This window comes from Microbacterium sp. Clip185, from assembly GCF_028743715.1.
Taxonomy (GTDB): Bacteria; Actinomycetota; Actinomycetes; order Actinomycetales; family Microbacteriaceae; genus Microbacterium.
Window position 1 is genome coordinate 2,787,779 of the sequence record NZ_CP117996.1, and the last position, 21,154, is coordinate 2,808,932.

Consider the following 21,154-nt stretch of genomic DNA (forward strand, 5'->3'; position numbering starts at 1 on the left):
AAGCCCGAGGCTTACTTGGCCTTCTCGAGGATCTCGACCAGGCGCCAGCGCTTGGTGGCGCTCAGCGGGCGGGTCTCGTTGATGAGCACCAGGTCGCCGATGCCGGCGGTGTTGCCCTCGTCGTGCGCCTTGACCTTGGAGGTGCGGCGGATGACCTTGCCGTAGAGCGGGTGCTTCACGCGGTCCTCGACCTCGACGACGATGGTCTTGTCCATCTTGTCGCTGACGACGTAGCCGCGGCGCGCCTTGCGGTAGCCACGGGCGGCCGCGTCACGGACGTCGTGCTCCGAGCTCTCGTGCCCAGCGGTCTGCTCGACCTCTGCTGCCTTCTTCGTGGTGGCCATCACTCAGCCTCTCCTTCGGCGGCGGCCGAGGTGTCCTCGGTCTTCTTCGCCTTCGTCTTCTTCGCCTTCGCCGGCTCAGCGGCGACGGGCGTGGCACGGATGCCCAGCTCGCGCTCGCGGATCACGGTGTAGAGCCGCGCGATGTCGCGCTTGACCGCACGGATGCGGCCGTGGCTCTCGAGCTGGCCGGTGGCCGACTGGAAGCGCAGGTTGAACAGCTCTTCCTTGGCCTTGCGCAGCTCCTCGACGAGGCGCTGGTCTTCGAACGTGTCGAGCTCGCTCGGGGCGAGCTGCTTGGTGCCGATCGCCATTACGCGTCGCCCTCCTCGCGCTTGATGATGCGTGCCTTCAGCGGCAGCTTGTGGATGGCACGGGTCAGCGCCTCGCGAGCGAGCTGCTCGTTGACGCCCGCGACCTCGAACAGGACGCGGCCCGGCTTGACGTTCGCGACCCACCACTCGGGCGAGCCCTTACCCGAACCCATGCGGGTCTCAGCGGGCTTCTTGGTCAGCGGACGGTCGGGGTAGATGTTGATCCACACCTTTCCACCACGCTTGATGTGACGGGTCATCGCGATACGGGCGGACTCGATCTGACGGTTCGTCACGTAAGCGGGCGTCAGCGCCTGGATGCCGAACTCGCCGAACGACACCTGGGTGCCGCCGGTGGCCTGGCCGTCACGCTTCGGGTGGTGCTGCTTGCGGTACTTGACCTTACGGGGAATAAGCATCAGGCAGACGCTCCTTCTGCGACGGGGGCCTCGTTGCGGGGGCCACGACGGCGGTCGCCACCGCGGTCGTCACGACCGCGCGACTTCGGCGCGTTGGCCTGCTCGCGAGCGAGTTCCTTGTTGGTGAGGTCGCCCTTGTAGATCCAGACCTTCACGCCGATGCGGCCGAAGGTGGTCTTGGCCTCGTAGAAGCCGTAGTCGATGTTCGCGCGCAGGGTGTGCAGGGGCACACGGCCTTCGCGGTAGAACTCCGAGCGGCTCATCTCGGCGCCGCCGAGGCGCCCGGAGACCTGGATGCGGATGCCCTTGGCGCCGGCGCGCTGAGCGCCCTGCAGGCCCTTGCGCATCGCGCGGCGGAACGCCACACGAGCGGAGAGCTGCTCGGCGATGCCCTGCGCGACCAGCTGAGCGTCGGCCTCGGGGTTCTTGACCTCGAGGATGTTCAGCTGGATCTGCTTGCCGGTGAGCTTCTCGAGGTCGCCGCGGATGCGCTCGGCCTCCGCACCACGACGGCCGATCACGATGCCGGGACGCGCGGTGTGGATGTCGACGCGCACGCGGTCACGGGTGCGCTCGATCTCGATGTTGCTCACGCCTGCACGGTCGAGGCTCGACAGCAGGAGCTTACGGATCTTGATGTCCTCGGCCACGTAGTCGGCGTAGCGCTGTCCGGGCTTCGTCGAGTCCGAGAACCACCGCGACACGTGGTCGGTGGTGATGCCGAGGCGGAAGCCGTACGGGTTGACTTTCTGTCCCATTACTTGCTCGCCTTCTTGCTCTGGGCCGGGGCGGACTCTGCCACCTCGGGCGTCGCCAGGACGACGGTGATGTGGCTGGTGCGCTTCTTGATCTGGAACGCGCGGCCCTGGGCGCGGGGCTGGAAACGCTTGAGCGTCGTGCCCTCGTCGACGAACGCGTTCTTGACGAACAGATCCTGCTCGTCGAAGAACTCGCCTGCCGCATCCGCCTTCACACGGGCGTTCGCGATCGCCGAGGCGACCAGCTTGTAGATGGGCTCGCTGGCGCTCTGCTGCGCGAACTTCAGGATCGCGAGAGCTTCTTCAGCCTGCTTGCCCTTGATGAGAGCGACGACACGACGAGCCTTCTGAGGGGTCACGCGGATGTGTCGCACGCGTGCGATGGACTCCACCATTTCTTCTCCTCTGCGTCACCGCGTCAGCGGCGACGGCCCTTCTTGTCGTCCTTCACGTGGCCGCGGAAGGTGCGGGTGGGCGCGAACTCGCCCAGCTTGTGGCCGACCATGGTCTCGCTCACGAACACAGGGATGTGCTTGCGACCGTCGTGGACCGCGATCGTGTGACCGAGCATCGCGGGCACGATCATGGATCGGCGCGACCAGGTCTTGATGACGTTCTTGGAACCCGCCTCGTTCTGCGAGACAACCTTGCGAAGCAGGTGCTCGTCGACGAAGGGGCCCTTCTTCAGACTGCGTGGCATCTTCTTGACTCCTACTTGCGCTTCTTGCCGGCGGTGCGACGGCGGACGATGTACTTGTCGCTTTCCTTGTTGGCGTGGCGGGTGCGGCCCTCGGCCTTACCCCACGGCGTGACCGGGTGGCGTCCACCGCTGGTCTTGCCCTCGCCACCACCGTGCGGGTGGTCGACCGGGTTCATCGCGACACCGCGGACGGTCGGGCGAACGCCCTTCCAGCGCTTGCGGCCGGCCTTGCCCCAGTTGATGTTCGACTGCTCGGCGTTGCCGACCTCGCCGATCGTCGCGCGGCAGCGCGCGTCGACGTTGCGGATCTCGCCGGAGGGCAGTCGCAGCTGCGCGTAGGGACCGTCCTTCGCGACCAGGCGCACGCTGGCGCCGGCCGAACGCGCCATCTTCGCGCCGCCGCCGGGGCGGAGCTCGATGGCGTGGATCACGGTACCGGTCGGGATGTTGCGCAGCGGCAGGTTGTTGCCGGGCTTGATGTCAGCGCCGGCGCCCGACTCCACGACATCACCCTGCTGCAGCTTGTTCGGCGCGAGGATGTAACGCTTCTCGCCGTCCACGTAGTGCAGCAGCGCGATGCGCGCGGTGCGGTTGGGGTCGTACTCGATGTGAGCGACCTTCGCGTTGATTCCGTCCTTGTCGTTGCGACGGAAGTCGATCACGCGGTACTGGCGCTTGTGGCCACCACCGATGTGACGCGTCGTGATGCGGCCCTGGTTGTTACGTCCACCGGTCTTGCTCAGCGGGCGCAGCAGGGACTTCTCGGGCGTCGATCGCGTGATCTCGGCGAAGTCCGCCACCGACGAGCCGCGACGACCGGGGGTCGTCGGCTTGTACTTGCGAATAGCCATAATCTGTGTCCTCTATCCCGACCGTCAGCCGACTGCCGTGAAGATGTCGATGGTGCCCGACTTCAGGGTGACGATGGCGCGCTTGGTGTCCTTGCGCTTGCCGATGCCGAAGCGGGTGCGACGGGCCTTGCCGACGCGGTTGATCGTGTTGACCGAAGCGACCTTCACGCCGAAGATCTTCTCGATGGCGAGCTTGATCTCGGTCTTGTTGGCGCGGGTGTCCACGTAGAACGTGTACTTGCCCTCGTCGATCAGCCCGTAGCTCTTCTCGGAGACGACCGGCTTCAGGATGATGTCGCGCGGGTCCTTGTTCACGGCGGTCATGCCGAGACCTCCTCGGTGGCGGTCCGCGACGCGACGAACGCGTCGTAGGCGGCCTTGGTGAAGACGATGTCGTCGGAGACGAGCACGTCGTAGGCGTTCAGCTGGTCGAAGGCGAGCACGTGGACGTACGCGAGGTTGCGCACGCTCAGCAGGCTCAGCTCATCGTCACGCTCGATGACGACGAGAACGTTCTTCGCGGGGGTCAGCGTGTTCAGCACCGCGGCAGCGGCCTTCGTCGAGGGAGCACCCTCGACGCCGAACGAGTCGACGATGTGCAGACGCTCGCCGCGAGCACGATCGCTCAGCGCACCCAGGAGGGCGGCCGCGATCATCTTCTTGGGCGTGCGCTGCGAGTAGTTGCGCGGCTTCGGACCGTGGACGATGCCACCGCCGGTCATGTGCGGCGCACGGATCGAGCCCTGACGGGCGTTACCCGTGCCCTTCTGCTTGAAGGGCTTGCGGCCGGCACCGGAGACCTCGCCACGACGCTTCGTCGAGTGCGTGCCCTGGCGAGCCGCCGCGAGCTGCGCGACGACGACCTGGTGGATGAGGGGGATGTTCGTCTTGACGTCGAACAGGGCGGCGGGCAGCTCAACGGAGCCGGCCTTCTTGCCGTCTGCCTTCACGACGTCGAGCGCGAGAGTCGAGTCAGCCATGTTCTCAGGCACCCTTCACTGCGTTGCGGACGTAGACGATGCGGCCACGAGCGCCGGGCACAGCGCCCTTGACGAGCAGCAGACCCTTCTCGGCGTCGACGGCGTGCACCGTGAGGTTGAGGACGGTCACGCGCTCGCCACCCATGCGGCCGGCCATGCGCATGCCCTTGAAGACGCGGCTGGGCGTCGAGGAGGCACCGATGGAACCGGGCTTGCGGTGGTTGCGGTGCGCACCGTGGGAGGCGGAGACACCCTTGAAGTTGTGGCGCTTCATGACACCCGCGGTGCCCTTGCCCTTGCTGGTGCCGACGACGTCGACCAGCTTGCCCGCTTCGAAGACACCGTCGACCGTGAGCTCCTGACCGAGTGAGTAGTCAGCGGCGTTCGCGGTGCGGATCTCGGTGACGTGGCGGCGCGGCGTGACGCCGGCAGCCTCGAAGTGGCCCTCGAGGGGCTTGGTGACCTTGCGGGGGTCGATCTGGCCCGCGGCGATCTGAACGGCGTTGTAGCCGTCCTTCTCGGGGGTGCGGATCTGCGTGACCACGTTCGGCGTGATCTGGATGACCGTCACGGGGACGAGCTTGCCCTGCTCGTTCCAGACCTGGGTCATGCCGAGCTTGGTGCCCAGGAGGCCCTGGGAGATCTTGGAGTTGATGTCAGCCATGTCGAACCTCAGAGCTTGATCTCGATGTTGACGTCGGCCGGAAGGTCGAGACGCATCAGCGAGTCGACGGCCTTGGGCGTCGGGTCGATGATGTCGATGAGGCGCTTGTGGGTGCGCATCTCGAAGTGCTCGCGGCTGTCCTTGTACTTGTGGGGCGACCGGATGACGACCACGACGTTCTTCTCGGTCGGCAGCGGCACGGGGCCGACGACGGTGGCGCCGGCTCGGGTCACGGTGTCGACGATCTTGCGCGCCGAGCTGTCGAGCCCCGCGTGATCGTACGACTTCAGGCGAATGCGGATCTTCTGTCCCGCCATAGTCTGCTCACTCTCTTTCTCGCGTCATACCTCTGAGGGCATCGGACGCACGGTGACGCTTGCGCGCCGGGCACTTCTCCCGCTTTCGCGGTGATGCTGCACCACTGTTCTCGTGTCAAACCGACGTCTTCCGACGCCGGCCCCGCACTCCACGCGCAGTGCACGCCCGTTTCCGGGAAGAAGTGTGGGAGATGTCGTTCTGCTGCCCGCGGCCTAGACCCCGCGCCCGAAGCGCTGGTCTATGCACTGCCCTGGCAGTGATCCGGGCAGCAAAGCACCCGGAGTGTGGAACCTGACTAGTCTACGTGTCGCCCGGGCGTGTCGCAAACTCGGGCGTGTCGGGGCGGCGTGTCGAGAACGAACGACAGAACCCCCGGGCCGTGGCCCGGGGGTTCTGTCGTTGACTGTCGTGTGTCAGGCTCCCTGGCGCTGACGACGCACGGCGAACACGGTGACCGCGAGGCCGCCGAGCAGCAGTACGCCGCCGCCGATCCAGACGCCCATCAGCGAACCACTGTCGACACCGGTCGCGGGCAGACCCGAGCCGGAGCCGGTGCCGCCGCTTCCCGTGCCCACGGCGAAGCTCGTGGTCTCGGTGACGGTGACGCCGTTCTTCTGGCCGGTCACCGAGATGTCGTAGGATCCGGTCGCATTCGAGGGCAGTTTGACGTTGAACGATGCGTTGCCCGACGCACTCGTCGTGGTGTTAAACGTCGGCGACGAACTCACGGCCAGCTTGACGGAGGCCTGCGTGATACCGGCACCGTTCTCGCCGGTGACGACGAAGCTGATCGGCGTGTTGCCGTCGAAGGCGGTGGCGACGAGCGTCACCGTGCCGCCGGGGGTGGGGGCACCGGAGACAGCCGCGTCGGGCGATCCGGGCGTGGGAACGTAGGCCTGCGCTGCCGCGGGAGCGGCAACGAGGGCAGCAGCGGTCAGCACGACCGCTGCGATCTTGGTGCGAAGGCTCTTCATTTTCAACTCCGTGGGGGTGTGAGGCGCGGCCTCAGTGGGTACCAGGATGGTCCGGGAGTTGGACTGGATAAGAATCGCCCAGCCTACCCCCGCAGCCCACGCTAGCTCTTCTCCCAGCCCGCTCACAAGTCGGGGGCGGGTTATGCGGCCTTTCTTTACGTCTCCGTAATCTCGCGGTCAGTGCCGAAACGACCCGAAAAGCCGACAGGGGCCGGGCCCGAAGGCCCGACCCCTGTCGGCGAAGTCCGAAGGACTTACTTGAGGATCTTGGTCACCGTGCCGGCGCCGACGGTGCGGCCACCCTCACGGATCGCGAAGCCGAGGCCCTCTTCCATGGCGATCGGCTGGATGAGCTCGACCGACATCTCCGTGGTGTCACCGGGCATGACCATCTCGGTGCCCTCGGGCAGCGTGATGACGCCGGTCACGTCCGTGGTACGGAAGTAGAACTGCGGACGGTAGTTCGTGAAGAACGGGTTGTGACGGCCGCCCTCCTCCTTGGACAGGATGTACGCCGTGCCCTCGAAGTTGGTGTGCGGGGTGACCGAACCGGGCTTGACGACGACCTGACCACGCTCGACGTCGTCACGCTTGGTGCCGCGAAGGAGCAGACCACAGTTCTCGCCGGCCCACGCCTCGTCGAGCTGCTTGTGGAACATCTCGATACCGGTGACGATCGTCTTCTGCGTCGGACGGATGCCGACGATCTCGACCTCGGAGTTGATCGCCAGGGTGCCACGCTCGGCGCGGCCCGTGACGACGGTGCCACGACCGGTGATCGTGAAGACGTCCTCGATGGGCATCAGGAACGGCTTGTCCTTGTCGCGCACCGGGTCCGGGATGGACTCGTCGACGGCCTCCATGAGCTCGACGATCGAGTTGACCCACTTCTCGTCACCCTCGAGAGCCTTCAGGCCCGAGACGCGGACGACGGGGGCGTTGTCGCCGTCGAAGTCCTGCGACGAGAGCAGCTCGCGAACCTCGAGCTCGACGAGCTCCAGGATCTCCTCGTCGTCGACCATGTCGCTCTTGTTCAGCGCGACGAGCAGGTACGGCACGCCGACCTGCTTGGCCAGCAGAACGTGCTCGCGGGTCTGAGCCATCGGGCCGTCGGTGGCGGCGACCACGAGGATCGCGCCGTCCATCTGAGCGGCACCGGTGATCATGTTCTTGATGTAGTCAGCGTGACCGGGAGCGTCGACGTGAGCGTAGTGACGCTTGGGCGTCTCGTACTCGACGTGCGAGATGTTGATCGTGATGCCGCGCTGGCGCTCTTCGGGAGCGGAGTCGATCGACGCGAAGTCGCGCTGCACGTTGGTGGCCGACGGGAACTTGTCGGCGAGCACCTTCGAGATCGCGGCGGTGAGCGTGGTCTTGCCGTGGTCGACGTGACCGATCGTTCCGATGTTCACGTGCGGCTTGGTCCGCTCGAACTTGGCCTTAGCCACTGGGTCCTCCTCAGGACGTCGTGTAGAGACTCCGGTCGCTGGGTTGCGACCGGCTCGCTACGGGGATTGTTCTCAGTGTAATAGAGAGGGGTCGTGTGAAGTTGTGAGCCAGAAGTGCGGACGGGACGAAACCGCCCCGTCCGCAGACGAGACCTCCGAGGAGATTACTCGCCCTTCGTCTTCTGAACGATCTCGTCCATGACGTTACGCGGCACCTCGGCGTAGCTGTCGAACTCCATGGAGTAGACAGCGCGACCGGAGGTCTTGGACCGCAGGTCACCGATGTAACCGAACATCTCGGACAGCGGGACGTTGGCACGGACGACCTTGACGCCGGCCGCATCCTCCATCGACTGGATCTGGCCGCGACGGGAGTTCAGGTCACCGATGACGTCGCCCATGTACTCCTCGGGAGTACGCACCTCGACGGCCATGATCGGCTCGAGGATGACGGGGTTCGCCTTGCGCACGGCCTCCTTGAAGCCCATGGAGCCCGCGATCTTGAACGCCATCTCCGAGGAGTCGACGTCGTGCGAGGCGCCATCGAGCAGGATCGCCTTCACGCCCACCATGGGGAAGCCGGCGAGCACGCCGACGTTCATGGCGTCCTGGAAGCCCTGATCGGTGGGGCTGATGTACTCGCGCGGGATCCGGCCACCCGTGACCTTGTTCTCGAACTCGTACGTCTTGTCCGCCGTGACCTCGAGGGGCTCCAGCGCGAATTGGATCTTGGCGAACTGACCCGAACCACCGGTCTGCTTCTTGTGCGTGTAGTCGTGGCGCTCGACGGTCTTGCGGATCGTCTCGCGGTACGCGACCTGGGGCTTTCCGACGTTGGCCTCGACCTTGAACTCGCGCTTCATGCGGTCGACGAGGATGTCGAGGTGGAGCTCGCCCATGCCCTTGATGACCGTCTGTCCGGTCTCGGCGTTCTGCTCGACGCGGAACGTCGGGTCCTCTTCGGCGAGCTTCTGGATCGCGAGACCCAGCTTCTCCTGGTCGGCCTTGGTCTTGGGCTCGATGGCGACCTCGATGACCGGCTCCGGGAACGTCATCGACTCGAGGACGACCTGGTTGGTGCTGTCGGAGAGGGTGTCACCGGTGGTGGTGTCCTTCAGACCGATGACCGCGTAGATGTGACCGGCGGTCACCGAGTCGACGGGCATCTCCTTGTTGGCGTGCATCTGGAAGATCTTCCCGATGCGCTCCTTCTTGCCCTTGGTCGCGTTGACGACCTGCGCACCGGAGTCGAGGTGACCCGAGTACACGCGGATGTAGGTCAGACGACCGAAGAAGGGGTGCGTGACGATCTTGAACGCGAGGGCCGCGAACGGCTCGTCACGGTCGGCGTGACGCTCGATGACGATCTCTTCGTCCTTGGGGTCGTGCGCCTCGATGGCGGGCACGTCCAGGGGCGAGGGGAGGTAGTCGACCACAGCGTCCAGCATCGGCTGCACACCGCGGTTCTTGAACGCCGAGCCACACAGGACCGGGTACACCTCGGAGTTGATCGTGAGCTTGCGAATCGCGCCCTTGATCTCGGCCAGCGAGAGCTCCTCGCCGCCGAAGTACTTCTCGAGCAGCGCCTCGTCGCTCTCGGCGACCGTCTCGAGCAGCTTCTCGCGGTACTCGGCGGCACGATCTGCGAGGTCGGCCGGGATCTCCTGGATCTCGTACTTCGCACCCATGGTGACGTCACCCTTGGCATCGCCGGGCCACACCAGGGCGCGCATCTCGACGAGGTCGATGACGCCGACGAAGTCGTTCTCGGCACCGATGGGCAGCTGCAGCACGAGCGGCTTGGCCTTGAGTCGGTTCACGATGGTGTCGACGGTGAAGTAGAAGTCGGCGCCCAGCTTGTCCATCTTGTTGACGAAGCAGATGCGCGGCACGTCGTACTTGTCGGCCTGACGCCACACCGTCTCGGACTGGGGCTCGACGCCCTCCTTGCCGTCGAAGACGGCGACGGCACCGTCGAGCACGCGCAGCGAGCGCTCGACCTCGACCGTGAAGTCCACGTGGCCGGGGGTGTCGATGATGTTGATCTGGTTCTTGTTCCAGAAGCAGGTCACAGCGGCGGAGGTGATCGTGATGCCACGCTCCTGCTCCTGCTCCATCCAGTCGGTGGTCGCAGCGCCGTCGTGCGTCTCACCGATCTTGTGGTTGACGCCCGTGTAGAAGAGGATGCGCTCGGTCGTCGTCGTCTTGCCGGCATCGATGTGCGCCATGATGCCGATGTTGCGGACCTTGTTGAGGTCGGTGAGCACTTCTTGTGCCACGGGATGTCCTTACGTGTTGTCGGGTGCGCCGGCCGGGGCGGTGGCCCCGGCCGGCGCCGAGCTGCTGATTACCAGCGGTAGTGCGCGAAGGCGCGGTTCGACTCGGCCATCTTGTGGGTGTCTTCGCGGCGCTTGACCGCGGCACCGAGGCCGTTCGAGGCGTCGAGGATCTCGTTCTGCAGACGCTCGGTCATCGTCTTCTCACGACGACCCTTCGCGTAGCTGACGAGCCAGCGCAGCGCCAGGGTGTTGGCGCGGTGCGGCTTGACCTCGACCGGCACCTGGTAGGTCGAGCCACCGACACGGCGGCTCTTGACCTCGAGGGTGGGACGGACGTTGTCGAGCGCCTTCTTCAGCGTCGCGACCGCGTCCTGGCCGTTCTTGGCCTCGACGCCGCGCAGCGCCGTGTAGACGATCGACTCGGCGAGCGACTTCTTGCCGTCGACGAGGATCTTGTTGACGAGCTGGCTGACGATCGGTGCGCCGTAGACCGGGTCGTTGACGACCGGACGCTTCGGGGCGGGACCCTTACGAGGCATCTAACTCAACCCTTCTTCGCGCCGTAGCGGCTACGGGCCTGCTTGCGGTTCTTGACGGCCTGGGTGTCCAGGGCGCCACGAACGATCTTGTAACGCACACCGGGGAGGTCCTTCACACGACCGCCGCGCACCAGCACGAGCGAGTGCTCCTGCAGGTTGTGGCCCTCGCCGGGGATGTAGGCGGTGACCTCGGTGCCGTTGCGCAGCTTCACACGAGCGACCTTGCGCATCGCCGAGTTCGGCTTCTTCGGGGTGGTGGTGTACACGCGGGTGCAGACACCGGCCTGCTGCGGGTTCGACTTCAGCGCGGGAGCCTTGGTCTTGGTGACCTTCGGCGTGCGCCCCTTGCGAACCAACTGCTGAATAGTTGGCACGTTCTCTCCTTGTCAGTGCTGCACGGTGACAGCGTCGTGGTCTCCCCCGCTCCGGCGGATTCTTTCGATTCGTGTCGGAGAGGGCTCACGCGGACCCACCGGGGCGGCAGAATGACTGACGCCCTTTTCGTTGGTGGATATGCCGTGGGGGTGGCCTGTTCGCAGGCCGTTCCCTGAGATGGCGTGCTCCTGCTCACCCCGTTCGTGCCGGGCACGACGCAGGGCGCGCGAGAGCGCACACCCGCTCAATGATACGCGCCGAATCGGGATGCGGTCAAACGACCGTGATCACGCGTCCGCGCGGACGATGCGCAGCTCGGCATCGCCCAGGAGGAATCGCTCGGTCACTTCCTGCTCGGTGCCAGGGGCCACATCGATCTCGTCCTGCGCAGCGAACACGACGACCCCGTTCGTGGAGTCCAGATCGCTCACCATCCAGGCATCCGCCCGCCGGCGAAGGAGGGCGTGGGTCTTTGAGACAGTGCGCGTGTCGTCGACGACGGTCACCAGCTGCGCGCCGGGGGCGGCGTGAACCGGCACCGGCCGGCGCCCGAGTACGACGGCATCGCCGGTGAGCTCCATCGGCGACCCGTCGGGCAGCAGCAGCGCCCACTTGGGTCGACGGCGCGAGGCGATGACGGTGTCTTCGACGATGTCGCCGACACCGGGGCGCGACGCCGCGACGGATGCGGCCGCCGACCGCGGCATCCCCGCGATCGGCGCTCCGGCCACGGCCGACACCTCGCCCGAGGCCTCGGGGAACGCATCGGGCTCGGCGACGAAGGACTCGCGCAGCACGGGCGGCGCCGCGGGGGGCACGAAGGAGTCGGAGGGCGCGGGTTCGGCCGCGGTCGGCGCGGGCGGCGTCACCGGCTCCACCCACGCGGGCGTCGCCGCCGCGGGCGCGGGCTCCTCCTCGACGATGGCCGGCTGCCACCACGACATCACAGGAGCGGGCTCGGGCGAGACCGGCGCGACGTAGGGGTCATCGACGGGGGCCACGGGAGCCTCGGCGACGGGCGGCGCGGAGGAGTCCGCGGCGGGTGCCGGGTACGCGTCGTAGGCGGATGCGGCCGGGGACGGCGGGGCATACGGATCGGCGGCGGGCGCGGGGTACGCCGGCGCGGCGTACGCGTCGGGCGCCGGTGCCGCATAAGGGTCGCCGGCGGGTGCCGCATACGGATCCGCGGCGGCCGCGGCAGCGGGCTGCGCCGGCGCGTAGGGATCGGCGACCGGCGCCGCGGGAGCGGGCGGCAGGGGCGGTTCGCCCCATGCTCCGGCGATCGGCATCGCGGCGGTGGCCGGTGCCGCCGCAGCGGCGCCGGGCGCAGGCGGTGCCGGCGGGATCCACGCCGACGGCGCCGGGACGTCTCGGCGTGCACCGAACTCATCGGTGGCCGGAGCGTACTGCGGCGCGAATCCGAGAAGGTCCTCGGCCCCGCCTGCCGCCGGGCGCGCCGGCCCCTGCTCGATCGGCCGGGCGGAGCCGAAGCCCAGCACGCTCGCCCAGACCGGGAACAGGAGGGCGGCCAGGACCGTCATCCCCACGCCCTGTCCGAACATGACGTTCACCCGGTGCGCGGCGGTGATGAAGGCGACGTAGACGAAGATCTGCCCGAAGAACGGGATGAGGTAGAGCAGCAGGAGCCAGGGGCTCAATCCGCCGAGGCTGAACAGCACCGCGATGTTGTAGACGGGGATCCAGGCCTTCCAGCCCTCGATGCCGAGCTTCGCGTACACCCGCGACAGCGCGAGCGCGCCCCACACGTAGACCAGGATCGACGGGACGAGTGAGACCAGAACGATGAGCACCACGGTTCCGGCGTCGGGAACCAACGGCGAGGAGTAAGCGGCGACGAGTGCGTTGAGCATGGATGAACTGCCTCAGGGAGTGGGACCGTCGAGGTCTCGGGGGTCGAAAGGAACGTCGAGCGAACGCGTCAACTCTTCCAGCATGGCGGTGATCTGCGGTTCTACATACTTCGCGACCGCTGCTTGGATTCGGATGCGGTGGTGCAGCAGGACCTGGCATACTTCGCGCCCGATCAGGTTCGCGTAGTCGTCGGCGAGTGCCACCTCGTGACGCAGCGCCGCCTTCGCCTCATCGGACAGCGGCGGCAGCGCCGGGATCCCCGCATCCGCGTCGGCGGCCATCCCCGCGAGCGTGAAGAGGAACGGTGCGCCCGGGACCGGGTCCGGATCCAGCGGCAGCCCGTCGTACTCGGGCTCGAGGTCCTCCATGGGGCGGTAGCTGCGGGCCCTGTTGCGCGTCGCCTGCTGGTCGAGCTCGGATTGGAGCAGGGGGAGGTTTCGCGCCGTGTACTCCGCCACCGCGTGATCGACGACCGTCTTCAGACGGGTGGAAAGACCGTGCTGCACACCGTGGGGCACGTCGCCGCCGAGCCCCGCGGCGGAGAGGATCGGCGAGCCCAGGCAGCGACGGCACACCGCCAGTCGACCACGGTGCGTCGCGGGCTCCCAGCGAGGCAGCCAACGCAGCCAGGCGTCGACGGCCTGGCTCACCTGCGTCTCGAGCGAGCGCTCCACGCTCTAAAGGTAGCCGCCACCCCCGTGTTTCCGCGGGAAATCCGCGCATCCGATCGGTCGCGTTCGCGATCAGACCTCGTCGGAGCCCTCCCAGGGCCATCGCGGACGTCCGGCGTGCGTGCGCACGAGCGCGATCGCGCACCACGCCGCGATGGCCGCAGCCGCCGCCACCACGCCGCCCTGCCAGCCGATCAGCAGACGAGCCATGAGCGAGAGCCCCACCGCCACGTCCTCCGAGGCGACGACCGCCGCGACCCCCGCGCTGAGGCTGTACCCGAACCACGCGGCTACCGCGATGAACAGCGCGCCGGTGTAGGCGGGATTGCCCGGACGGATCACCAGGGCGGTGCCGCCGGCGTACAGGCCGCAGGCGACCACGACACCGATGATCCCGGGCGCCTGCCCGACGCCGGCGACAGGCACCACCTCGACGTCTGCGAGAAGGCTCACCACGCCGAACGAAGCGATGATCAGGGCGAAGAAGCCCGCGAGCGTCAGAGCGATGGCGACCGCCGGGCGCACCGGCGGAGTCCGAGGTGCGTCCGGCTCGGACATCAGACCTGGTGCAGCTGCGGACCCGCTTCGAGGGTGCGCTCGTACTCGCGCTGCGCCTCGTCGTTGAGTGCGGTGATGCGCCGGCCGCGGGCGGCGACCCATGCACCGAACCACACCGTCAGCTCGCGGCCCAGCACGAAGGCAAGGATCGGCAGCGGCGAGAACAACGACTGCTGCAGGAGCTCAGCGCCCTGGCGCGCGGTGAGCTCCCAGAACGGCGCCTGGAACAGGATGCCGAGCAGCGAGCCTGCGTAGGCCGCGACGCCGACGAGCAGACCCCAGATGACCCAGTGCGCCCAGCGGGCCCGGTTGAGGATGGCGCCGAGGATCCAGAAGCCGAGGAAGAAGACCACGACCGGCATCCAGAACGTCCACGAACCGATCAGGGCGAGCGCGAGCTCGGCGGGGTCGTTCTGCACGGTTCCCAGACCGCCGTAGAAGTAACCGAACGCGAAGAGCACACCGAACGACAGGACGGCGAAGGCGAGGGCTGCGAGCAGGCCGATCGCCCCAGCGGCGCCGCGGTTGCCGCGGGGGCGGGGTGCCTCGGGCGCCTGCACGAAGATCGGCTGCGCCGCAGCGGCAGCGTAGGTCGGCTCCGGAGCGACGACGGGTGCGACCGTCGTCGCGGCGGCCGCGGCGGGGATCGCCGTCGTGGCAGCGGGCTCAGGGTCCATCGGCACGGTCTCCGGACGGTCGTACCACGGCACGTCGTCATCGGCTCGGGCCTCGTCTGCGACGGTCTCGGTGACGACGACCTCCTCGACGACGCGCTCGCCGTCGGAGGTCGGGGTCTCGACGACCACCACGTCCTCCTCGACGACACGCTCCGACGCGACCTCATGCTCGCCGGTCGCCGTGCGCTGAGCGGCCTCCGCGTCGGCCAGTGCCTCGTTCGCATTGCCCACGACGTCGTCCACGACGACGGTCGGCTCCTCCACCGGTTCGCCGGCCGAGGGCGTCTTCTGCTCGGTCATCGCTGTCGCTCCTTCAGCGGGGGTGCACATCCGCTTCCCGAGGGTAACGCCGGGTCGCGTCGGGCCGTGTCAGGCGCGCGGCGCGCGGCGATCCGTGCGGCTAACCTGACCCCATGACGCTGCGCCGGAGTTCGACCACCCCCCTGCTCGCGACCGCGTCGGCGCTCCTCGCCCTGTTGGCACTGGCCGGCTGCGCACCGGATCCTGCGCCCGCACCGACGGGCTCGGCGCTTCGTACGCCCTCCTCGCAGGCCCCGACCCCCACGACGACCCCGACACCGAGCAGGGCCCCGGTCGCGATTCCCACGGACTGTCGCGAGATCCTCTCCGACGCCGTGCTCGCCCAGCTCGCCGACGTGCCACTCAACGACCCGGCGTTCGGAACGGCCGGCGCCCAGGCCGACGGAAGCCTCACGTGCATCTGGGGAAGCCCCTCGACCGACACCGGCCGGCTCACGACCACCATCTCGAAGAAGTCCCGTGGGCCCGCCCTCGACATGCTCAACGCCCTCGTCGGCGAGGGTTTCACCTGCTACACCCCGGACAACGGGACCCGCTGCGAGAAGGTCTGGGTCGACCCGCAGTATCCAGTGAACGACGGACGCACGCTGTTCTGGCGTGACGATGTCCTGATCGATACGCAGTACGTCGGACTCGCACCGTCGGGCTACACGGATGCGGTCATCTCCCGCGTCTTCGGCTGAACGCGCTCAGTTCGGCCAGATCTGCAGCGCGACGCGCTCGGTGTATCGATCGGGGTGCCATCCCGTGAACACGCTCGCCAGCCACGTGCCGTCTCGGATCACCTGATCCTCCTCGCCCGCGGCGGTCGTCAGGCGGCAGCGCACTCCGTCGCCGAAGTCGTCGCAGTCGTAGCCCGCTGCTTCCAACGTGCTGCGCGCGACACGTGCGGCGTCCGCATTCACCTTCGCCACCGTCGTCACGATGGAGCCCGCGTTGATGCCGGTGAACGTGCACGAGACCGTCACCTCGGGCGCCAGCGAGCTCGCGAGTGCGGTCGCCGACACGCGGGGCGCACTCGTGTCCTGCACCGGCACGCCACCGGCGCGCTGGGTGAGCTGGGCCCACAGCGCCTGAGTGTAGAGACCCTGACACAGCGGGGTGGACGAGGTCGGCGCGGGGGCGGGCGCCTCCCCCTGCGCGAGGGGAGCGGACGTCGACGACCTCAGCGTGTCGCCGACCATCTGGATGCCCGCCGGGACGGCGGGAACGGCGAGAACCACCAGTGCCGCCACAACCGCAGCACTGCCGAGCCCCACGACCCACGCCATGAAGCTGTTGCGACCGCCGATCCGTGCCACACCGACCTCCCCGATCCACGCTACGCGCCGCATCCGGCGAAGCGAGGCAGCGGCACGCGGCCTCAGGCGCGGGCGGGAACGTGATCGGCGATCCAGCCGTGGACGAGACCCATGAACCCCGCATGGTCGTCGCGGAAGACGGTGTGCCCCGATCCCGGCAGCACTGTGACCGTGAGCCCGTCACCGCGCATGGCGGCGGCGACGGCGCGGGTGATCAGCAGGCTCTTCTCGGCCAGCACGACGAGACTCGGCTGCCGGGGCCGGCGCGGCGCGACGAGTGCGCGCGTATCGGCGAGTCCGAGGATGGTGCGCCTGTCCCATGCCTGCAGCGACGAGAGCTCGAGGTCGATGTCCTGTGCACTCCAGCCCGGGTTCATGCGGCGCAGCATCCGTCGACGCGGCTTGGGAGCGAGACCGAAGGCGAGCTTGTACGCGAGCCCGCGCAGCCCCCGCGGGAACGCGAACGCGGGGTCGACATAGACGGCGGCGCGGGGAGCGAGTCGCTCGGCCACGATGCTCGCCACGAGCGCTCCGAGGGAGTGCCCGACGATCAGATCCGGGGCCTGCTCGAGCGTCGGCTCCAGCGTCTCGATGACGTCGTCGGCCCAGGCAGCGGGCGAGTAGCTCTGAGCCCTGGGGCTGCGGCCGTGTCCGGCGAGGTCGACCGCAAGCACGCGGAAGCCGGCCTGTTCGAGGTCGTCGCTCACGCGGTGCCACGCACGCGAATCGGACATGATCCCGTGGATGAGGATCGCGGTGCGCGCACCGGAGCCTGCGGAGCGGACGGCGAGCTGCATGCCGACACGGTAACCGGCGGGGCTTGGCGCGAGCCGAATGCCCCCTATGCGATCGGGTGAAGACGAAGGCCCCCGAGCCGGAGCTCGGGGGCCTTCGTCGTCAATCGTCGATCAGTTATACGTGCCGGGCGTGAAGTCGTCCGTCGAGAAGCTGTCGAAGTCGACGTAGCTCAGGTCGGAGTCGCTGTACGCACCGTCCGAGGCGAAGATGCGGTTGGGGTACCGCTCGCTCTTGGCCTCTTCGGTCGCCTCGACCGTGACGTTGCGGTACTTCGACAGGCCGGTCCCCGCGGGGATCAGCTTTCCGATGATCACGTTCTCCTTCAGGCCCACGAGCGGGTCGCTCTTGCCCTCCATCGCGGCCTGCGTCAGGACGCGGGTCGTCTCCTGGAAGGAAGCGGCCGACAGCCACGACTCGGTCGCGAGCGAGGCCTTCGTGATACCCATCAGCTCCGGACGACCCGACGCGGGGCGCTTGCCCTCGGCCACGGACGCGCGGTTGATGTCGATGAAGCGACGCGAGTCGACCATCTCGCCGGGCAGCAGCGTGGTGTCGCCGTGGTCGACCACGGTGACCTTGCGCAGCATCTGGCGGACGATGACCTCGATGTGCTTGTCGTGGATCGGAACACCCTGCGACCGGTACACACCCTGGACGCCGCCGACGAGGTACTTCTGCACCTCGCGGGCGCCCATGACGCGCATGATCTCCTTCGGGTCGAGCGTGCCGACCTGGAGGGGCTGACCGACCTCGACCCGCTGGCCGTCCTCGACGAGCAGGGTGGCGCGCTTGAGCACGGGGTAGACGTGCGGCTCGTCACCGTTGTCGGGCGTGAGGATGACCTTCTTCTGCTTCTCGGTCTCTTCGATCGTGATGCGTCCGTCGGCCTCCGCGATGGGCGAGGACCCCTTGGGGGTACGCGCCTCGAAGAGCTCCTGCACGCGGGGCAGACCCTGCGTGATGTCCTCGGCCGAGGCCGAGCCACCGGTGTGGAAGGTACGCATCGTCAGCTGGGTACCGGGCTCACCGATCGACTGGGCCGCGATGATGCCGACGGCCTCGCCGATGTCGACGACCTTGCCGGTCGCGAGCGAACGGCCGTAGCACTTCGCGCACACACCGACGGCGGAGTCGCAGGTCAGGACCGAGCGCACCTTGATGGAGGTGACGCCGCCCTCGACCAGGCGGTTGATGAGCACGTCGCCCACATCCGAACCGGCCTCAGCGAGAACCTCGCCGCTCGGGCTGACCACGTCGGCGGCGAGCGTACGGGCGAACACCGAGTTCTCGACGTTGGCGTCCTTGATGAGCACCCCGTCGGCACCCGCGGCGGCGATGGGCAGCTCCAGACCCTTGGTCGTGGCGCAGTCCTCCTCGCGGATGATGACGTCCTGCGAGACGTCGACGAGTCGACGCGTGAGGTAACCCGAGTCGGCGGTACGCAGAGCGGTGTCGGCGAGACCCTTACGGGCACCGTGGGTCGCGATGAAGTACTCGGCCACGCTCAGACCCTCGCGGTACGAGGAGATGATCGGGCGGGCGATGATCTCACCCTTCGGGTTGTTCACCAGACCACGCATACCCGCGATGTTGCGGATCTGCAGCCAGTTACCACGAGCGCCCGAGCTCACCATGCGGTTGATGGTGTTGTCGGCCGGGAAGTGGCTCTTCATGGCCGCCTGGACCTCGTCGGTCGCAGCCGTCCAGATCTTGATGAGCTCCTGACGACGCTCGGCGTCGGTCGTGAGGCCCTTCTCGTACTGGGACTGCACCTTCGCGGCCTGCTTCTCGTAGCCCGCGATGATCTCCGCCTTGTTCGGCGGGGTCAGCACGTCGCTGAGCGCGACGGTCACACCCGAACGCGTGGCCCAGTAGAAGCCGGCGTCCTTGATGCGGTCCAGGGACGCGGCGACCTCGACCTTGGGGTACTCCTCGGCCAGCTTGTTGACGATCTGCGACAGCTTGCCCTTGTCTGCCTGCTCGCGCACGAACGGGTAGCCCTTGGGGAGCGTGTCGTTGAAGATCGCCTGACCGAGCGAGGCGTCGACGAGGCCGTGACGCTCGTAGCCCTCGGGGGCTTCGCCCTCGAGGAAGGTCAGACCGGGAACGCGGATGCGGACCTTGGCCTGCAGGTCGAGGGTGCCCTCGTCCTTGGCCAGGATCGCCTCGCCGACCGAACCGAACACGCGGCCCTCACCGACAGCACCCTCCTTGACCGTGGTCAGGTGGTGCAGACCGATGATCATGTCCTGCGAGGGCAGGGTGACCGGACGGCCGTCGGACGGCTTCAGGATGTTGTTCGACGCGAGCATCAGGATGCGGGCCTCGGCCTGAGCCTCGACCGACAGCGGCAGGTGCACAGCCATCTGGTCACCGTCGAAGTCCGCGTTGAAGGCGGCACACACGAGCGGGTGGAGCTGGATGGCCTTGCCCTCGACGAGCTGCGGCTCGAACGCCTGGATGCCGAGGCGGTGCAGCGTGGGAGCGCGGTTGAGCAGCACAGGACGCTCGCGGATGATCTCCTCGAGCACGTCCCAGACCTCGGGACGCGTGCGCTCGACGGCACGCTTGGCCGCCTTGATGTTCTGCGAGTGACCGAGGTCGATCAGGCGCTTGATCACGAACGGCTTGAACAGCTCCAGCGCCATCTGCTTGGGCAGACCGCACTGGTGCAGCTTCAGCTGCGGACCGACGATGATGACCGAACGACCCGAGTAGTCGACGCGCTTGCCGAGCAGGTTCTGGCGGAACCGGCCCTGCTTGCCCTTCAGCATGTCGCTGAGGGACTTGAGGGCGCGGTTGCCGGTACCCGTGACGGGACGACCACGACGACCGTTGTCGAACAGCGCGTCGACGGCCTCCTGCAGCATCCGCTTCTCGTTGTTGACGATGATCTCGGGGGCGCCGAGGTCGATCAGACGACGAAGACGGTTGTTGCGGTTGATCACGCGACGGTAGAGATCGTTCAGGTCGCTGGTGGCGAAGCGGCCACCGTCGAGCTGGACCATCGGGCGCAGCTCCGGCGGGATGACCGGGACGACGTCCAGAACCATCGAGGCCGGCGACATGCCGGTCGACAGGAACGAGTTGACGACCTTCAGGCGCTTGATCGCACGGATCTTGCGCTGGCCCTTGCCCTCCGAGATCTGCAGACGCAGGCTCTCGGCCTCGGCGGCCAGGTCGAAGCTCTCCAGGCGACGCTTGATCGACTCCGCGCCCATGTGGGCCTCGAAGTACTGACCGAAGCGGTCGACGAGCTCGTTGAAGATCTCGTCCTCGGGCTTCAGGGCGCCGACCTCGAGGGAGCGGAACTCCTCCCAGACGCGCTCGAGCTTGGCGATCTGCTCGTCACCGCGCTTGCGGATGAGAGCCATCTCCTTCTCGGCCGCATCCTTGGCCTTCTTCTTGGCGTCGGCCTTGGCGTCCTCGGCCTCGAGAGTCGCGAGCTCCTCCTCGAGGGCGGCCAGACGCGCAGCCACACGGGCGTCGCGGCGGTCGCCGAGGTTCTTGATCTCGAGACGCAGGTTGTTCTCGTGGGTGGGGAGGTCGCGGTGGCGGCCCTCCTCATCGACGGAGATCACCATGTACGCGGCGAAGTAGATGACCTTCTCGAGGTCCTTCGGCGCCATGTCGAGCAGGTAGCCCAGGCGCGAGGGGACGCCCTTGAAGTACCAGATGTGGGTGACGGGCGCTGCGAGCTCGATGTGGCCCATGCGCTCGCGACGGACGGAGCTCTTGGTGACCTCCACGCCGCAGCGCTCGCAGACGATGCCCTTGAAGCGGACGCGCTTGTACTTGCCGCAGGCGCACTCCCAGTCGCGCGAGGGTCCGAAGATCTGCTCGCCGAACAGACCGTCCTTCTCGGGCTTCAGGGTGCGGTAGTTGATCGTCTCGGGCTTCTTGACCTCGCCGAAGGACCAACGACGGATGTCGTCGGCCGTGGCCAGCCCGATGCGGATCTGGTCGAAAGTGGTGGATTCGAGCACTGGTTCTCCT

General features: G+C 67.6%; 24 protein-coding genes. 1 reads left to right on the forward strand and 23 read right to left on the reverse strand.

Annotated elements, in window-relative coordinates; translation table 11 throughout:
• Positions 1-11: 11 nt before the first annotated feature.
• The 20 genes from rpsQ to PQV94_RS13705 form a co-directional block, all read right to left on the reverse strand.
• Positions 12-344: a 30S ribosomal protein S17 gene (rpsQ, locus tag PQV94_RS13610; protein ID WP_274286318.1), complete on the reverse strand. Its 333-nt coding sequence runs from the start codon at positions 342-344 to the stop codon at positions 12-14.
• Positions 344-655, reverse strand: a complete 312-nt coding sequence (rpmC, locus tag PQV94_RS13615; protein WP_137418045.1) for a 50S ribosomal protein L29 — start codon at positions 653-655, stop codon at positions 344-346. The genes rpsQ and rpmC overlap by 1 nt, the downstream gene beginning before the upstream one ends.
• Positions 655-1,074, reverse strand: a complete 420-nt coding sequence (gene rplP, locus PQV94_RS13620; RefSeq protein ID WP_137418046.1) for a 50S ribosomal protein L16 — start codon at positions 1,072-1,074, stop codon at positions 655-657. Before rplP ends, rpmC begins: the two co-directional genes overlap by 1 nt.
• A complete protein-coding gene (gene rpsC / locus PQV94_RS13625; RefSeq protein WP_137418047.1) occupies positions 1,074-1,832 on the reverse strand; it encodes a 30S ribosomal protein S3 in 759 nt (252 codons plus the stop codon). The genes rplP and rpsC overlap by 1 nt, the downstream gene beginning before the upstream one ends.
• Positions 1,832-2,227, reverse strand: coding sequence for a 50S ribosomal protein L22 (gene rplV, locus PQV94_RS13630; protein ID WP_274286319.1), 396 nt, complete (start codon positions 2,225-2,227; stop codon positions 1,832-1,834). The genes rpsC and rplV overlap by 1 nt, the downstream gene beginning before the upstream one ends.
• Before the next feature lie 23 nt (positions 2,228-2,250).
• Positions 2,251-2,532, reverse strand: a complete 282-nt coding sequence (gene rpsS, locus PQV94_RS13635; protein ID WP_053546372.1) for a 30S ribosomal protein S19 — start codon at positions 2,530-2,532, stop codon at positions 2,251-2,253.
• An 11-nt stretch (positions 2,533-2,543) separates the two neighbouring features.
• Positions 2,544-3,383 (reverse strand): 50S ribosomal protein L2, encoded by an 840-nt coding sequence (gene rplB, locus PQV94_RS13640; RefSeq protein ID WP_274286320.1) that lies wholly within the window; start codon positions 3,381-3,383, stop codon positions 2,544-2,546.
• A 24-nt stretch (positions 3,384-3,407) separates the two neighbouring features.
• Positions 3,408-3,707 carry a 50S ribosomal protein L23 gene (rplW, locus tag PQV94_RS13645; protein WP_137418050.1) on the reverse strand — a complete coding sequence of 100 codons (300 nt, stop codon included), beginning with the start codon at positions 3,705-3,707 and terminating at the stop codon, positions 3,408-3,410.
• Complete coding sequence (rplD, locus tag PQV94_RS13650) at positions 3,704-4,363, reverse strand: 50S ribosomal protein L4 (protein WP_274286321.1); 660 nt, start codon at positions 4,361-4,363, stop codon at positions 3,704-3,706. Before rplD ends, rplW begins: the two co-directional genes overlap by 4 nt.
• A gap of 4 nt (positions 4,364-4,367) precedes the next feature.
• Positions 4,368-5,027 carry a 50S ribosomal protein L3 gene (gene rplC / locus PQV94_RS13655; protein ID WP_137418052.1) on the reverse strand — a complete coding sequence of 220 codons (660 nt, stop codon included), beginning with the start codon at positions 5,025-5,027 and terminating at the stop codon, positions 4,368-4,370.
• Positions 5,028-5,035: 8 nt separating this feature from the next.
• Positions 5,036-5,344 (reverse strand): 30S ribosomal protein S10, encoded by a 309-nt coding sequence (gene rpsJ / locus PQV94_RS13660; RefSeq protein ID WP_045246810.1) that lies wholly within the window; start codon positions 5,342-5,344, stop codon positions 5,036-5,038.
• A gap of 414 nt (positions 5,345-5,758) precedes the next feature.
• Complete coding sequence (locus PQV94_RS13665) at positions 5,759-6,319, reverse strand: LPXTG cell wall anchor domain-containing protein (protein ID WP_274286322.1); 561 nt, start codon at positions 6,317-6,319, stop codon at positions 5,759-5,761.
• Between the two features lie 254 nt (positions 6,320-6,573).
• Positions 6,574-7,767, reverse strand: coding sequence for an elongation factor Tu (tuf, locus tag PQV94_RS13670; RefSeq protein ID WP_137418064.1), 1,194 nt, complete (start codon positions 7,765-7,767; stop codon positions 6,574-6,576).
• A gap of 164 nt (positions 7,768-7,931) precedes the next feature.
• The gene (gene fusA / locus PQV94_RS13675) at positions 7,932-10,046 is read right to left on the reverse strand and encodes an elongation factor G (protein WP_274286323.1); all 2,115 of its coding nucleotides are present in this window, start codon (positions 10,044-10,046) and stop codon (positions 7,932-7,934) included.
• A gap of 68 nt (positions 10,047-10,114) precedes the next feature.
• Positions 10,115-10,585, reverse strand: a complete 471-nt coding sequence (gene rpsG, locus PQV94_RS13680; protein WP_137418066.1) for a 30S ribosomal protein S7 — start codon at positions 10,583-10,585, stop codon at positions 10,115-10,117.
• A 5-nt stretch (positions 10,586-10,590) separates the two neighbouring features.
• Complete coding sequence (gene rpsL, locus PQV94_RS13685) at positions 10,591-10,959, reverse strand: 30S ribosomal protein S12 (RefSeq protein WP_036318318.1); 369 nt, start codon at positions 10,957-10,959, stop codon at positions 10,591-10,593.
• A gap of 288 nt (positions 10,960-11,247) precedes the next feature.
• Positions 11,248-12,831 (reverse strand): DUF5684 domain-containing protein, encoded by a 1,584-nt coding sequence (locus PQV94_RS13690; protein ID WP_274286324.1) that lies wholly within the window; start codon positions 12,829-12,831, stop codon positions 11,248-11,250.
• 12 nt (positions 12,832-12,843) lie between these two features.
• Positions 12,844-13,506, reverse strand: a complete 663-nt coding sequence (locus PQV94_RS13695) for a spermidine/putrescine ABC transporter substrate-binding protein (RefSeq protein WP_274286325.1) — start codon at positions 13,504-13,506, stop codon at positions 12,844-12,846.
• A 69-nt stretch (positions 13,507-13,575) separates the two neighbouring features.
• On the reverse strand, positions 13,576-14,061 hold the full coding sequence (locus PQV94_RS13700; RefSeq protein WP_274286326.1) for a hypothetical protein: 486 nt from the start codon (positions 14,059-14,061) through the stop codon (positions 13,576-13,578).
• Positions 14,061-15,038 carry an ABC transporter gene (locus PQV94_RS13705; RefSeq protein ID WP_274286327.1) on the reverse strand — a complete coding sequence of 326 codons (978 nt, stop codon included), beginning with the start codon at positions 15,036-15,038 and terminating at the stop codon, positions 14,061-14,063. Before PQV94_RS13705 ends, PQV94_RS13700 begins: the two co-directional genes overlap by 1 nt.
• A gap of 113 nt (positions 15,039-15,151) precedes the next feature.
• On the opposite strand from PQV94_RS13705, the gene PQV94_RS13710 reads away from it, so the two are divergent.
• Positions 15,152-15,742 (forward strand): hypothetical protein, encoded by a 591-nt coding sequence (locus tag PQV94_RS13710; RefSeq protein ID WP_274286328.1) that lies wholly within the window; start codon positions 15,152-15,154, stop codon positions 15,740-15,742.
• A 6-nt stretch (positions 15,743-15,748) separates the two neighbouring features.
• Here PQV94_RS13710 and PQV94_RS13715 read toward each other — a convergent pair whose 3' ends face one another.
• The 3 genes from PQV94_RS13715 to rpoC all read right to left on the reverse strand — a co-directional run bounded on the left by PQV94_RS13715 (position 15,749) and on the right by rpoC (position 21,144).
• On the reverse strand, positions 15,749-16,360 hold the full coding sequence (locus PQV94_RS13715; protein ID WP_274286329.1) for a hypothetical protein: 612 nt from the start codon (positions 16,358-16,360) through the stop codon (positions 15,749-15,751).
• A 62-nt stretch (positions 16,361-16,422) separates the two neighbouring features.
• Entirely contained in the window at positions 16,423-17,157 is a 735-nt protein-coding gene (locus PQV94_RS13720) for an alpha/beta fold hydrolase (RefSeq protein ID WP_274286330.1), read from the reverse strand.
• A 111-nt stretch (positions 17,158-17,268) separates the two neighbouring features.
• Positions 17,269-21,144 carry a DNA-directed RNA polymerase subunit beta' gene (gene rpoC, locus PQV94_RS13725; RefSeq protein ID WP_243233149.1) on the reverse strand — a complete coding sequence of 1,292 codons (3,876 nt, stop codon included), beginning with the start codon at positions 21,142-21,144 and terminating at the stop codon, positions 17,269-17,271.
• Between the last annotated feature and the right edge of the window lie 10 nt (positions 21,145-21,154).